The organism is Raineyella sp. (genome assembly GCF_034933565.1).
In the GTDB taxonomy this organism is placed as follows: domain Bacteria; phylum Actinomycetota; class Actinomycetes; order Propionibacteriales; family Propionibacteriaceae; genus Raineyella.
Map to the genome: position 1 here is coordinate 94,263 of NZ_JAYFNG010000002.1, position 13,199 is coordinate 107,461.

The window sequence follows — 13,199 nt, forward strand, 5'->3', positions numbered from 1 at the left end:
GCGGGACCGCAGGACTATCGAGGATTGCAGATGACCGACATCTTCCAGGCAGCAGGCGCTCCCGCCGCGGGCGACCCCGGGCGTACGCCACGGAAGAAGCGGCATCCGGTGCTGATCGCGGTCGGCGCGCTGCTGGCCATCGTCCTGGTCGTCGTCGGCGCCCTCGGCATCTATCTCAACGCGATCCGCAGCAGCTTCGACAACAACGTGCATCGCACCAGCGGTGTGATCACCCCCCAGGCCAAGCAGGGCGACGCGCTCAACATCATCCTGATGGGCACCGACACCCGCGACGCGAGCCAGGAACGGGGCCGCAGCGACGCGCTGATGCTGGTGCACATCCCGGCCGACCGCAAGGACGTCACGATCATCTCCTTCCCCCGTGACATGTGGGTGCCGATCCCCGACCACGGCCAGGCGAAGATCAACGCCGCCTACTCCTGGGGCGGCCAGGCGCTCACCGTCCGCACCATGCAGGATCTGCTCGGCATCCCGATCGACCACATCGTCACCACTGACTTCCAGGGCTTCAAGGACATGACCACCGCGCTGGGCGGGGTCGAGGTCTACAACCCGACGGCCAGCCACCAGGACATGAACTTCCCGGCGGGGAACATCACCATCCAGGGCGACGCGGCACTGGCGTACGTCCGGGAGCGCTACGACCTGCCCCGCGGCGACTTCGACCGCGCGGAGCGGCAGCGTACGGTCGTCCAGGCGATCGGGCGCAAGGCGCTGAGCACCGACGTGCTGGCCAACCCGGGGCAGTTCACCAACTTCGTGGCCAGCTTCTCGAAGTACCTCACCGTCGACAGCGCACTGACCGACACCGAGCTGGTGAAGACCGCGATGTCCATGCGTGGCATCACCGGCGACGACATCCACCTGATGCAGGCCCCGGTCGCCGGCACCGGCCGGTCGGCCGACAAGCAGGCGATCGACATCGTCGACCAGGCCAAGCTCACCGAGCTGAAGGACGCCCTGGCGCACGACACCCTCGGGCAGTACCGGGCCAAGTACCCGCAGGGCTGAGCCCGCCGGTCGCGGCCACGGAACACCGCCGGTCCCGGCCACGGGAACATCCGGCACGACAGTGGAAGCATCCGCAGCGGGCCCGGGACACCCCGGCGCCGGGCGCGGGAATGCGGCGGGCATGGCACCGGGCCACGGCAGGCATGGGAATAATGGGACCGGCAGAACGGTTGTCCCGGCGACCGACCCCCGAGCGAGGAACCCCATGAGCGACGTACGCGACCTGATCATCATCGGCAGCGGCCCGGCAGGCTACACCGCAGCCATCTATGCCGCCAGGGCCCAGCTGAAGCCGCTGGTCATCGAGGGCGCGGTCGACGCGGGCGGTGCCCTGATGACGACCACCGAGGTGGAGAACTTCCCGGGCTTCCCCGAGGGCATCCAGGGCCCCGACCTGATGGACGCGATGCGCGCCCAGGCGGAGAAGTTCGGTGCGGAGTTCATCACCGAGGACGTCATCGACGTCGAGCTCACCGGCGATGTCAAGGTGGTCAAGGACTCCGCCGACGACACCCATCACGCCCGCGCGGTCATCCTGGCGACCGGCTCCGGCTACCGCCGCCTCGGCCTGGCCGACGAGGACCGGCTGGCCGGCCACGGTGTCTCCTGGTGCGCCACCTGTGACGGGTTCTTCTTCCGCGACAAGCCGATCGCCGTGGTCGGCGGCGGCGACTCCGCCGTCGAGGAGGCCACCTTCCTGTCCCGGTTCGGCAGCTCCGTGCTGATGATCCACCGCCGCGACCAATTGCGCGCGTCCCGGATCATGATCGACCGCGCGATGGCGGACCCGAAGATCCACTTCGCCTGGAACAGTGAGGTCGCCGGGATCAACGGCGACGGCAAGGTCGAGTCGGTCACCCTGAAGGACACCCGGACCGGGCACCTGCGCGATGTCGCGGTGGAGGGCCTGTTCATCGCGATCGGGCACAACCCCCGGTCCGACCTCTTCCGCGGTCAGGTCGAGCTCGACGAGGGCGGCTACGTACGCGTCGCCAGGGACAGCACCGCCACCAACCTGGACGGTGTCTTCGCCTGCGGTGACGTGGTCGACCACACCTACCGGCAGGCCATCACGGCCGCCGGGACCGGCTGCTCCGCAGCCCTCGACGCCGAGCGCTGGCTCGCCGCCCGGGGAGCCTGAGCCGCCGGCGCTGCCCCGGGGGCGGGCTAGACTCCCGGCCCGTGGAGAACCAGCCCCTGGACGCCGTGACCGATGCGACCTTCGCCGACAGCGTGCTCAGCGCCGCTGTGCCGGTGGTCGTCCACCACTCGGCGGCCTGGTGCTCCCCCTGCCGCCAGCTGGACCCCATCCTCCAGGAGCTCGCCACCCGGTTCCGCGACCGCGTCCGGTTCGTCCGGCTGGACACCGACGCGAACCCCGTCACGCCGGCCGAGCAGGGCGTCCACGGGGTGCCGACGGTGCAGATCTTCGTCGGCGGGCGGGAGGTCAGGCGCTTCCAGGGCGCCCGGACCAAGATGGAGCTGCAGGACGCGGTCGAGTCCGTCCTCGCCTGACGATCGCTCGCCCGACGGTGCGTCCCGGGGGTCCGGGGGCCCTCGGGTGCCCGGTTATTGTGGAGGTCGCGCGCCCTCACCGAGGGACACCGAGCGGAGGATCCGATGAGCACTGCCCGTGACACATCCCCCAAGCGGATGACCATCATGGTGTCGATCGCGGCCGCGGTCGTCGTCCTGGGGGTCGTGGTCCTGATCGGCTGGCTGTCCTCGCAGGCGGGCTCGCGGTCGTCCTCGGCCAATCCGGCCACCACCCCGATCGTGCTGCCCCGGAAGGCCGGCGACCTGGTCATCGACCCGAACGCCCAGCCCTCGCCGACGACGATGGCGCTGGGCGGTGGCCAGGCCCAGACGGTCACCGGCACGTACTACAAGGGCAATGACAAGGAGCTCCTGGTGATGGCGGTCCGCCCGGTGAGCGACACCACCACGCTGATCAACGATCTCTCCATCACGGCGGTGCACCAGGTCGGGGCCGGCATGTGCGGGCGCTACAGCACCGGTCAGGACGTCTGCGTGGTCCGTGGCGACAACGCCGCCGTGGTCGGGGTCGGTCTGGTCAACCAGACGCTGGAACAGGTCGTCTCGCAGAGCAGCCTGGTCGTCCAGGCGCTGGCCTCGCAGTGACCCGGCCCGCCGTGACCCACCTCGCTGTGATCCGCCGGGCCCCGGCGCGCCCTCGCCCTCAGGCCCGCTCGAGGTACCGGCTGTGCGACACGTACGCCTCCAGCGACAGCGGCCGCGGGGACTGCGCGTAGATCCGGGCCGCTTCGGCCCGGGCGGCCTCGCGGGCGGCCGGGTTGTTCGCCGGGGCGGCGACCAGGTGACCGGAGTCGGGCAGCCACACCAGCGCCGGCGCGTCGAAGACGCCGAGGGCGATCTTCAGCACGGTCGGATAGAGCGCCCAGGCGCTCGCGGTCCAGTCCTCCGACGAGACGACCACCACGCCGTCGACGCGGGTGACCGGCTCGAACGGGGTGAGCGCGAAGCGGGTCCGGACGGCGGAGAACACCTGCTCGGCATCCACCTCCCAGGCGGACAGGTCGGCGGTCGACACGTACCCCTCGCCGTGGGAGATCGCCTCGAGCAGGCCCTCGCCCACCGGCCGGGACAGGATCCAGCCGGGCAGGTCGGTGCCGACCAGGGTCGGTGCCAGCTCGTTCACCGGCACGGAGGAGGGCAGCGGCCCGGTGCTCACCAGCATCGCGTACGTCCAGTCGTGGATCGCCTTGTCGGTGAGATTGCCGACGGCGACGAAGCCGCCCACGTCGAGGATCCGGAAGCTGCCGTCCCGGTAGGTGACCCGCAGCTGCTGTTCGCTCAGCGGGGCGACCTGGGCACCGGCGCCGTGCGGCGCGGCGGGCAGGATGTGGCGGGCCGCTTCGGCGACCTTGTCCCGGATGTCCTCGACACTCTCGTTCACGGGGACAGCCTACGGGGGTGGGACCGCTGCGCCGGCTCGGGCCCCGGGGCGGGACGCCGGGCCGGTTCGGGGCCGGCGGGTGCCGGCCGGCCGACGAGCGAGCGCAGCCCGTCGGCGAGCGCCGACCAGGACGGCAGCCAGGTCCGGGTCGCCCGCAGGTCCATCCGCAACCGGGCCGCGAAGGCGTCCTCCCGCAGCACCCGGAAGCCGTGCACCAGCAGCCAGTCCTCCGGCGGCGCGATGCAGGTCGGGCCCTTCCGCGAGGCGCGGATCTCCAGCCCGGCGACCCGGCGGCGGACCAGCAGCGCGGCGAGCTCCTCGAGCAGCCGGGTGCCGATGCCGCGGCCCCGGTGGTCCGGGTCGACGTACATCTGGAGGATGACGGCGGCATCGGGACTGACCCCGGCCGAGGCGTACGGCCCGCGGACGGGGGCGTTCAGCGGTGGGGAGACGAGGATGTGTCCGACGACGGTGTCGCCGATCCGGGCCGCCACGCCGCAGAACCCCCAGGTGTGAGCGGCGGCGTACACCCAGGACTGCCCGCTCCCCGGCGGGACCCGGTGCGGCAGGGGGCAGTCGGCGCAGACCATCGGGAGCCGGGCCACCCCACCGGGCTGCAACGGCTCGACCCTCAGCTGTTCACCGCCGGCCATGCCCACATCCTATTCCCGCGTACGGCACGGACAATCTGAACACCGAGCCCCCCCGGCGGGGTGCAGTGGCACACTGGGCGGGGTGAGCTCGATGGAACACCAACGCCGCGACACCCGACTCGACCTTTACCACGACCGTTACGCCGCTCGAGCGTTCGGGATGAAGGAGTCGGCCGTACGAGCTCTGTTCGCCGTCGCGAACCGGCCCGAGGTGGTCTCGCTCGCCGGCGGCATGCCGAACATCGCCGATCTCCCCCTCGACGTGGTCGCCGACGCGCTGAGCGACATGATCCAGTCCCCCGCCGGGCCCAAGGCGCTGCAATACGGCTCCGGCCAGGGCGAGCCGATGCTGCGCGAACAGATCTGCGAGGTGATGGCCGAGGAGGGCATCCGGGCGCACCCCGACGACGTCACCGTGACGGTCGGCAGCCAGCAGGCCCTCGACCTGATCACCCGGATCTTCTGCGACCCGGGCGACGTCATCCTCGCCGAAGCGCCCAGCTACGTGGGGGCGCTCAGCACGTTCGCTTCGTACGAGACGCAGGTCGTCCACGTGGAGATGGACGAGGACGGCCTGGTGCCGGAGCGGCTCCGGGAGGCGATGCTGACCCTCACCGCGGCCGGCAAGAAGGTGAAGTTCCTCTACACCATCCCGAACTACAACAACCCCAGCGGCATCACGATGACGCTGGAGCGTCGCCGGGCGATCCTCGAGGTGGCCCGGGAGACCGGCCTGCTCATCGTCGAGGACAACCCGTACGGCCTGCTCGACCTGGAGGGCGAACGGCTGCCCGCGATCCGGTCGATGGAGAGCGAGCAGGTGCTCTACATGGGCTCGTTCTCCAAGACCTTCGCCCCCGGCTTCCGGGTCGGCTGGGTGCTCGCCCCGCACGCCGTCCGGGAGAAGCTGGTGCTGGCCCAGGAGTCCGCGACGCTGTCCCCGCCGACCTTTTCCCAGTACGCCGTGTCGACGTACCTCAAGGTGCACGACTGGCGCCACCAGATCGTCGTCTTCCGTGACATGTACCGGGAGCGTCGCGACGCGATGCTCGCCGCGCTGCGCGACTACATGCCGGCCGGCAGCAGCTGGACCCATCCCCGCGGCGGGTTCTTCGTCTGGCTGACCCTGCCGGCCGGGATCGACTCGCAGGCGATGCTGCCCCGGGCGGTGACCAATCGGGTGGCCTACACCCCGGGCACGGCCTTCTACGCCGATGATCTCGGCGCCCGCAACATCCGCCTGTCGTACTGCTACCCCACCCCGGAGCGGATCCGGGAGGGCGTACGCCGCCTCGGGGAGGTGCTCGACCGCGAGGCCCAGCTGAACCGTACGTTCGGCCTCCACCCGGGTGCGACGCACCCGCACAGCGTGGTCGAGCCCACCAGCCCCCGCCCCGACCAGGCGTGACGAGCCTCCAGGAGGAATGATGACCGCCACCGACAACGAGACCACCGCCCCGAGCGGGACCGCCGCTACCGGGACCACCCCGAACGACGCGACACCCACCGAGACCTCGGACACCCGGACCTCGTCCACCGGGACCACCGCCGCCGCGGGCGCGGCTCCGCTCTCCGGCCCTGACCTGGGCGTCATCGTGGTGCTGGCCGGCGGCCTGTCCCACGAGCGCGAGGTGTCGCTGCGTTCGGGGCGCCGAGTCGCCCAGGCCCTCCGCGACCGCGGCTGCACCGTGGTCGAGTCCGACGTGAACTCCGACCTGATCACCCTGCTGCGCGACCTGGACGATCCGGTGGTCTTCCCCGTCGTGCACGGCGCCACCGGTGAGGACGGTTCGCTGCGCGAGGTGCTCGGCCTGCTCGACGTCCCCTTCGTCGGTGCCACCGGGGCCGACAGCCGGGTGGCCTTCGACAAGTCGATCGCCACCTCGGTGATCCGCGGCATCGGACTGACCACCCCGCAGCAGGTCGCCCTGCCCGACGAGGTGTTCCGCGAGCTGGGCGCCCGTGCCCTGATGGACGCGCTGGGCGAACGGATCGGCTACCCGATGTTCGTCAAGCCGTCCCGCTCCGGCTCGTCACTCGGCTGCACCAAGGTCGCCGTCCCCGGCGAGCTCGCCTCGGCGATGGTCGGCGCGTACGCGTACGGCGACGTCGCGGTGGTGGAGACCTACATCGACGGGATCGAGGTGGCCGTCACGGTGATCGACCGCGGCAACGGCCCTGAGGCCCTGCCGGCCGTCGAGATCCGCCCCGATTCGGGCGATTACGACTACTCGTCGCGCTACACCGCCGGTTCGACGCGTTTCATCACGCCGGCCGAGGTGCCCGATGACGTCGCCGCCGCCTGCGCCGACATGGCCCTGCGCGTCCACGAACGGCTGCACCTGCGTGACATCTCCCGCACCGACATGATCATCCGCGACGGGGTGCCGCACTTCCTGGAGTGCAACGTCGCGCCGGGGATGACCGAGACCTCCCTCGTCCCGCTCGAACTCGAGGCCGCCGGCCTCGACCTGGGAGAGCTCTGCGAGGCCCTGGTGCACCAGGCCCGCCTCCGCTGACCATGGCGTCGACCAGCCTCGTCCGGACCCGGGTCCAGCAGGTCGCCCTGGTCGTCGTCGGCCTGGTGCTCGCCGGGGTGATGATCGGGCTGGGGCTGTGGCAGATGCAGGTCTTCCAGGACCAGGGGCAGAGCGGTGCCGTCGCGCGGATGAACGAGCCGGCCGTCCCGCTGGCGGAGGTCGCCCGGGCGGGACAGCAGATCACCGACGGATACGGACGTACGGTCGAATTCAGCGGCACGTACGTGCCCGCGGAGGAGCTGCTCATCCCGGTCGACGGGAAGCCGGGCACCTTTCGGGTGCTCACGCCGCTGAGGACCTCGGACGGCACGCTCGTCCCGGTCGTCCGTGGCGAGACCACCGGCGCCACTGCCCCGGCGGCGCCCACCGGGACCGTCGACCAGCACGGCGTGCTGCTCGCCTCGGACAAGGAGGGCACCGGCGCGCTGCCGACCGGGCAGATCGGCTCGGTCTATCTGCCGGTGCTGGTGCAGCGCTGGCAGGATCCGATGATCGCCGGCTACGTGACGCTGCCCGCCGACCTCGCCGCCGCGCAGGGCCTGGCGGCGGCGACACCACAGCTGCCGTCCGGGCGCGGCTCGGTGCAGAACTTCGGCTACGCACTGCAGTGGTGGGTGTTCGCCGCGTGTGCGCTGGGCTTCGCGATCTACCTGGCCACCTACATCGGCCGTGCCGCCGATCGGCGCCGACTCGCCGATCTTGGTCTCATCACGCAAGATGAGAAAGGACCCGATCCCGATCGGATGTCCTGACCCCTAGGAACAGAGGAACATGGATCCCCAGAAGCGCTCCGCCACCCTGGCCGCCCTCACCCGCTATCGCATCATGGCGTGGGTCGTCGGCGTCCTGCTCGTCGTTCTCGTCTGCGTCGCGATGCCGCTGAAGTACATCTGGCACCAGCCGGACCTCGTGACGTACCTCGGTGTCGCCCACGGATGGCTGTACATGGCCCTGCTCATCACGGCGTACGACATCGGCCGGCGGGTCGCCTGGCCGTGGGTCAATCTGCTGCTGATCGCGCTGGCCGGCACCGTGCCGTTCCTGTCCTTCGTCGCAGAGCACTACGCCACCCGCAACGTCCGTGGGTGTCTCGCGCAGGCCGACGCCGCCGCGGTGATCACCGGCCCCGAGGTGGCCGTCGAGAGCACCGGCGAGGTCGAGTAGTCACCTCCTGGGGCGGTCGATCAGAGACTCTCAGAGATTATTGGATCAACACTAGAAAGCTCCAGAGAGCCCGATCACGCGCTGCCGGAGTGGCACGGACCTGCTCCCCTCCCCCACCCGGGAGCACACCCACCCGACAAGCAAGCAGACCACAGCAGGCGTGCGGCACAGCAAGAAGATATGACGAAGGCCCCCGGATCATCCCGGGGGCCTTCGTCAGATACGTGTCAGCCTGTGGGCCTACGGTCCATGGGCACACGGTCCGTGCACGTATGGACCGTGGGCGTGGGTCCATGGGCGTACGATCCTCGCTGGCTCACCGGGCCTCTCGTCCGGCTCCACACCTTGTCCGGCTCCACACCCCTTGCAGGACTACCGGCGGCCTCTCGGTCTCGCTACCTGTCGAGGTGGTGGATCAGGCCGTACGGGCCGGGCGACGGCTCCCTGGCTGGAGCAGGTCCATGATCCGTTGCAGATCCTCCTCGGAGACGAACTCCATGACGATCTTGCCCTTGCGCGCCCCACGGGTGACCTCGACCCGGGTGTCGAAATAGTCCCCCAGCTGGGTCGAGAGCTCCTGGAGCCGCGGATCACGGTCGCGTCCGTTGCGCCGGCCGGGCTGCGGACCCTGGTCGGAGCCGCCGGCCACGATCTCCTCCGTCTTCCGCACCGACAGCCCCTCGGTGACGATCCGCGTGGCGAGCCGCTCCTGGGCCCAGCGGTCCGGCAGCCCGAGCAGGGCCCGGGCGTGTCCCGCCGAGATGTCACCGGCGGCCACCTGACGCTGCACTGATGGTGGAAGGTTCAACAGTCGGATCATATTGGCGATCTGGGACCGGGAGCGCTTGATCCTGGCTCCGAGCTCCTGCTGGGTGCAGCCGAAGTCCTCCATCAGCTGCTGGTAAGCTGCCGCCTCTTCCAGCGGGTTGAGCTGGACACGATGGATGTTCTCCAGCAAGGCGTCGCGGAGCATGTCGTCGTCCGCGGTCTCGCGCACGATCGAGGGCACCGTTTCCAGTCCGGCAAGGGCGGATGCCCGCCACCGGCGCTCCCCCATGACCAGTTCGTACGCGCCGTAGCCGTCCTCACGGACGACGATCGGCTGCAGTAGTCCGACCTCACGGATCGATCCCACCAGCTCCTGGAGGGCATCCTCATCGAAGACCTGCCGAGGCTGCTTCAGATTGGCATGGATCCGCTCGATCGGGATCTCCGCGTAGTAGCCATTGGCCGGGTCGACGACGCCCTCACGTCCACCATTGCTTCCCTCGGTGGTGGCAGCGTCCGCCTCGACCGCCGCAGCGTCGTCGGTCACGATCGCCTGGGCCTCCCGCACATTCCGGACGCCCTGCGACCTCTCGGCCTCCTGCGGGGCCCCCGGAGCCCCGTCACGCTTCGCGTTGACCGGGGAGTTGTCGGTCGTGCGTGTTGCTTCGGCCGGCGCCTGGGTGGTTCGCGAGGCCGTCGGGCGGGCCGTGGACGCCTGGGACCGGGCGGGGCTCTCCCCGGGCTTGGCACCGTGCAGCTTGTCGACAATGACATGCTGATCGACCGGGTGTGCTGGGGCCTCCAGATCGGTGCGCTGGAACAGCTCACCCAGTCCACGCCCGAGTCCTGCTCGTCGTTCTGCCATCAGTACTGCTCCGCTCCGCGTCGTGCCAACTCTTCGGCTGCCTCCAGGTAGGCCTTCCCGCCGGCAGAGGCCGGCTGGTAGGTGATGACCGTCTGCCCGTAGCTGGGAGCCTCTGCGATGCGGACGGATCGGGGGATGACGGCTTCCATCGTCTCCCGAGGGAAGTACTGCCGGACCTGTCCGGCAACATCGGACGACAGTCGCGTACGGCCGTCGAACATGGTCAGGATCACGGTGCGGAGTGCCAGTGAGGGGTTGATGTTGGCCTGGACCATCGAGATCGAGCGCTGCAGCTGGGACAACCCCTCGAGGGCGTAGTACTCACACTGGATCGGGATGAGCAGCTCCTCGGCGGCGGCGAAAGCGTTCACGGTGAGGATGCCCAGCGAGGGGGGACAGTCGATGATGATGTAGTCGACGTCATGGTCAGCGACGTACGCGTCAACGGCCCGCTTGAGCCGTGTTTCACGTGAAACAACCGAGACGAGCTCAATCTCGGCGCCGGCCAGGTCCATCGTGGCCACCAGAACCTTGAGATTCGGGGCCTCAGGCGACGGCTGTGCATGATCGGCGATGGCGGCTTGGTCGATCAACACCTCATAGGTGCCGGGCTCACCATTGCGATGCTCGCCACCGAGGGCCGTGGAGGCGTTGCCCTGTGGATCGAGGTCGATCAACAGAACACTGAGTCCTCCGAAGCCGAGCCCGGCAGCCAGATTCACCGCGGTCGTCGTCTTCCCGACCCCACCCTTCTGGTTCACCACCGCAATGACGCGCGGCGCCGGTGGGCGGGGGAGCGGGGCCCGTGTTTCACGTGAAACATCGTCCAGATCATCCGGGGGCTCGATCTCAGGGGTCTCATCCATCTCGTAGAGGGCCCGCTTCGGCCCCTTGGGGGTCGCGGCGTGACGCTTCAGAAGAGCCATGTGTGTTGAACCTTTCACGGCCGGCGAGGAAGCTTTCGAGCTTCATCCTGATCCACGGTTCAGACAATTCTGCGAACCGTTCAGCGTGTGACTTCCATGAAATCACACGTCCGTGATTCATGCACATCGTCTCTCACCAGGTCCCGAACATCACGATCATCGGTGTCTATCTCTTAATCTAGGACATCTTTTAGATAGCTAGATAGATCGACATCGGGTCGATCATCCCTCGAAATCACCGTGCCCCACATGCCGGGCAGCCGCGGAGTCCCAGCTGAACCGGCCGGCCCACCCGTGCCGGAACCCCGTGCTGGTCGACCGGCTGTCCGCACAGATGTTTCCCGTGAAACATCGCGCCTGTGTTCCAGTAGACCGCGACCGCGAGGGTGTCGGCTCCGACCCGTTCCCTCGCACCATGAGGTCCACATCATCACCCGCGCGGAGGAGTGAGGACGTGGAGAAGTGGGGCCCGGGGGAGCAGACGAGCGGGGGAGTAGACGAGCGGCGGAGCCGGGGAGCGGACGAGTAGGGGAGCGGGACCTGCGGGAGCCGGGCCTAGGGAGTGGGGCGCAGCGGAGTGGGCCGCCGGACGCCGGTGGGTGCCGGAAAGGCTTCTTCCACAGCTCTTCTCGGGCGATCTCCGGGAAAGAAAGACCCCTGGCCAGGCCATCACTTCGCTCAAAATCGCTCCTGACGAAGCATTCACGAGCCCCTCAGGGCGCCTGAGGCGGACCGGTGGACGCCGTACCCTGGCCTCGGATCCCCGTCCGATGCACGTGGTTCACTCCGCGACCGGCGCTGACGATCGGGCGCAACCCGACGTCGGAGCGGTGGCGACGCGGATCGGAGCGGTGGCTACGCGGACACGTGCGGCCGACCGGTCCGGATGAGTCGGACCACCGTCGTCGGCTCGGTGCGCGGATCGGCGCGTACGTTCAGCACCTCGGCCCTCAGCCCCGCCTTGCGCAGCTCCTTGGTGGCCTTCTCCACCTCCGCGATCGCACTGGCACCCTTGAGGGCGAGGATCTCCCCGCCACGGTCCGCACCACCACGGTCCGCACCACCACGGTCCACTCCGCTCCGACGGACCAGCGGGAGGCACCAGCCGATCAGCTTGGTCAGCGCACCGACGGCGCGTGAGGTCACCACGTCGAACCCGACTCCGGGATCGAACTCCTCGGCCCGACCGTGCAGCACCTCGACGCGCTCGCCCAGGTCCAGCTCGGCGACGGCCAGTTCGAGGAAGTTCACCCGTCGCTGCAACGGTTCGATCAGACTGACCCGGACATCCGGGCGGCCGATCGCGAGCACCAGGCCCGGCAGTCCCGCACCCGAGCCGACATCGGCGACCGTGCAGCCGTGGGGGAGGAGATCCATCATCGCGGCACAGTTGAAGAGGTGGCGCTCCCACAACCGGGGCGTCTCCCGGGGGCCCATCAGCCCCCAGGTGATCCCGCGGGTGGCGAGGATGTCGGCATAGGCGCGGATCACCGGTTCCTGCGGACCGAAAACCGCCCGGACGATGTCCGGGTCGGGAGTCTCGACCTGGGCGTCGCCGGGCGGCATCGTGTCCGACATCGATCAGTCCTCGGACGCCATCACCACGACCCGGCGGTTGGGCTCCTCGCCCTCGGACTCGGAGAACAGCCCGGCGGCGGCCACCGCGTCGTGGACGATCTTGCGCTCGAACGGGTTCATCGCGGTGAGGCGGACCGACTCGCCGGTCTCCTTGACCTCCTCGATGGCGTCGGCAGCCATCTCCTGCAGCTCACGACGCCGGCGTTCACGATGACCGCCGATGTCCAGCATCAGCCGGCTGCGGTGGCCGGTCTCGACCAGCACGGCCAGCCGGGTCAGCTCCTGGAGCGCCTCGAGCACCTCGCCGTCGCGGCCGATCAGGGTGTCGCTGTCGGTGATGATCGACACGTGGGCCCGGCCGGACTCGACGAAGGTGTCGATGTCCCCGTCCTCATCGGCGATGTCGAGCAGTTCCTCCAGGTAGTCGGCCGCGACCTCACCCTCCACGTCGAGGGGTCCGTCGAGCTCCTCCTCCTCGTCCTCGTCGTCGCTGTCGGCACCCTCACCGGCGTCGGCATCGGCCTCGTCAGCCTCGTCGTCGACATCCTCGGCAGCGGGCGCCGCCGTGGTGTCCTCCTGCGGGTCGAGCTCGTCGTGGGCGCCGGCCGCCTGCTCGGCGTCCTGGCTTTCGCTGCCGGCGGCAGGTCCGCCGGACACCTCCGGCGACGGGTCCACGGTCTCGGCGCTGACATCCGTATCGGTCATGGGAAAACTCCTCGGGGAGAACGGTGAGAA

14 protein-coding genes are annotated in these 13,199 nt (G+C 69.6%); 8 read left to right on the top strand and 6 right to left on the bottom strand.

Annotated elements, in window-relative coordinates; all coding sequences use genetic code 11:
- Positions 1–30 precede the first annotated feature (30 nt).
- The 4 genes from VB059_RS00445 to VB059_RS00460 all read left to right on the top strand — a co-directional run bounded on the left by VB059_RS00445 (position 31) and on the right by VB059_RS00460 (position 3,174).
- Positions 31–1,032 (top strand): LCP family protein, encoded by a 1,002-nt coding sequence (locus VB059_RS00445; protein WP_323420045.1) that lies wholly within the window; start codon positions 31–33, stop codon positions 1,030–1,032.
- Between the two features lie 205 nt (positions 1,033–1,237).
- Positions 1,238–2,173: a thioredoxin-disulfide reductase gene (trxB, locus tag VB059_RS00450; RefSeq protein WP_323420046.1), complete on the top strand. Its 936-nt coding sequence runs from the start codon at positions 1,238–1,240 to the stop codon at positions 2,171–2,173.
- 41 nt (positions 2,174–2,214) lie between these two features.
- Positions 2,215–2,547, top strand: coding sequence for a thioredoxin family protein (locus tag VB059_RS00455; RefSeq protein ID WP_323420047.1), 333 nt, complete (start codon positions 2,215–2,217; stop codon positions 2,545–2,547).
- A gap of 105 nt (positions 2,548–2,652) precedes the next feature.
- The gene (locus VB059_RS00460; protein WP_323420048.1) at positions 2,653–3,174 is read left to right on the top strand and encodes a hypothetical protein; all 522 of its coding nucleotides are present in this window, start codon (positions 2,653–2,655) and stop codon (positions 3,172–3,174) included.
- Positions 3,175–3,232: 58 nt separating this feature from the next.
- Here the strand turns inward: VB059_RS00460 and VB059_RS00465 are convergent, their stop codons facing one another.
- Both VB059_RS00465 and VB059_RS00470 read right to left on the bottom strand, forming a co-directional pair.
- Positions 3,233–3,970, bottom strand: coding sequence for a hypothetical protein (locus tag VB059_RS00465; protein WP_323420049.1), 738 nt, complete (start codon positions 3,968–3,970; stop codon positions 3,233–3,235).
- A complete protein-coding gene (locus VB059_RS00470) occupies positions 3,967–4,623 on the bottom strand; it encodes a GNAT family N-acetyltransferase (protein ID WP_323420050.1) in 657 nt (218 codons plus the stop codon). Before VB059_RS00470 ends, VB059_RS00465 begins: the two co-directional genes overlap by 4 nt.
- A 91-nt stretch (positions 4,624–4,714) precedes the next feature.
- On the opposite strand from VB059_RS00470, the gene VB059_RS00475 reads away from it, so the two are divergent.
- The 4 genes from VB059_RS00475 to VB059_RS00490 are packed head-to-tail and all read left to right on the top strand — an operon-like array spanning position 4,715 to position 8,327.
- On the top strand, positions 4,715–6,031 hold the full coding sequence (locus VB059_RS00475) for a PLP-dependent aminotransferase family protein (protein WP_323420172.1): 1,317 nt from the start codon (positions 4,715–4,717) through the stop codon (positions 6,029–6,031).
- A 19-nt stretch (positions 6,032–6,050) separates the two neighbouring features.
- Positions 6,051–7,142, top strand: coding sequence for a D-alanine--D-alanine ligase (locus VB059_RS00480; RefSeq protein ID WP_323420051.1), 1,092 nt, complete (start codon positions 6,051–6,053; stop codon positions 7,140–7,142).
- Positions 7,143–7,144: 2 nt separating this feature from the next.
- Positions 7,145–7,915: an SURF1 family protein gene (locus VB059_RS00485; RefSeq protein ID WP_323420052.1), complete on the top strand. Its 771-nt coding sequence runs from the start codon at positions 7,145–7,147 to the stop codon at positions 7,913–7,915.
- Positions 7,916–7,934: 19 nt separating this feature from the next.
- Complete coding sequence (locus VB059_RS00490) at positions 7,935–8,327, top strand: DUF3817 domain-containing protein (RefSeq protein WP_416339462.1); 393 nt, start codon at positions 7,935–7,937, stop codon at positions 8,325–8,327.
- A 415-nt stretch (positions 8,328–8,742) separates the two neighbouring features.
- Here VB059_RS00490 and VB059_RS00495 read toward each other — a convergent pair whose 3' ends face one another.
- The 4 genes from VB059_RS00495 to VB059_RS14490 all read right to left on the bottom strand — a co-directional run bounded on the left by VB059_RS00495 (position 8,743) and on the right by VB059_RS14490 (position 13,169).
- The gene (locus tag VB059_RS00495; protein WP_416339463.1) at positions 8,743–9,960 is read right to left on the bottom strand and encodes a ParB/RepB/Spo0J family partition protein; all 1,218 of its coding nucleotides are present in this window, start codon (positions 9,958–9,960) and stop codon (positions 8,743–8,745) included.
- A complete protein-coding gene (locus tag VB059_RS00500; RefSeq protein ID WP_323420053.1) occupies positions 9,960–10,886 on the bottom strand; it encodes a ParA family protein in 927 nt (308 codons plus the stop codon). The genes VB059_RS00495 and VB059_RS00500 overlap by 1 nt, the downstream gene beginning before the upstream one ends.
- A gap of 855 nt (positions 10,887–11,741) precedes the next feature.
- Entirely contained in the window at positions 11,742–12,464 is a 723-nt protein-coding gene (gene rsmG / locus VB059_RS00505; RefSeq protein WP_323420054.1) for a 16S rRNA (guanine(527)-N(7))-methyltransferase RsmG, read from the bottom strand.
- 3 nt (positions 12,465–12,467) lie between these two features.
- Complete coding sequence (locus VB059_RS14490) at positions 12,468–13,169, bottom strand: protein jag (protein ID WP_416339464.1); 702 nt, start codon at positions 13,167–13,169, stop codon at positions 12,468–12,470.
- Positions 13,170–13,199: the final 30 nt, after the last annotated feature.

Coding starts and splice junctions, on each gene's coding strand:
- VB059_RS00495 (WP_416339463.1), bottom strand. CDS start 9,960: ATGGCAGAACGACGAGCAGGACTCGGGCGTGGACTGGGTGAGCTGTTC.
- VB059_RS00445 (WP_323420045.1), top strand. CDS start 31: ATGACCGACATCTTCCAGGCAGCAGGCGCTCCCGCCGCGGGCGACCCC.
- VB059_RS00500 (WP_323420053.1), bottom strand. CDS start 10,886: ATGGCTCTTCTGAAGCGTCACGCCGCGACCCCCAAGGGGCCGAAGCGG.
- VB059_RS00485 (WP_323420052.1), top strand. CDS start 7,145: ATGGCGTCGACCAGCCTCGTCCGGACCCGGGTCCAGCAGGTCGCCCTG.
- VB059_RS00460 (WP_323420048.1), top strand. CDS start 2,653: ATGAGCACTGCCCGTGACACATCCCCCAAGCGGATGACCATCATGGTG.
- VB059_RS00490 (WP_416339462.1), top strand. CDS start 7,935: ATGGATCCCCAGAAGCGCTCCGCCACCCTGGCCGCCCTCACCCGCTAT.
- trxB (WP_323420046.1), top strand. CDS start 1,238: ATGAGCGACGTACGCGACCTGATCATCATCGGCAGCGGCCCGGCAGGC.
- VB059_RS00470 (WP_323420050.1), bottom strand. CDS start 4,623: ATGGCCGGCGGTGAACAGCTGAGGGTCGAGCCGTTGCAGCCCGGTGGG.
- rsmG (WP_323420054.1), bottom strand. CDS start 12,464: ATGTCGGACACGATGCCGCCCGGCGACGCCCAGGTCGAGACTCCCGAC.
- VB059_RS14490 (WP_416339464.1), bottom strand. CDS start 13,169: ATGACCGATACGGATGTCAGCGCCGAGACCGTGGACCCGTCGCCGGAG.
- VB059_RS00475 (WP_323420172.1), top strand. CDS start 4,715: ATGGAACACCAACGCCGCGACACCCGACTCGACCTTTACCACGACCGT.
- VB059_RS00480 (WP_323420051.1), top strand. CDS start 6,051: ATGACCGCCACCGACAACGAGACCACCGCCCCGAGCGGGACCGCCGCT.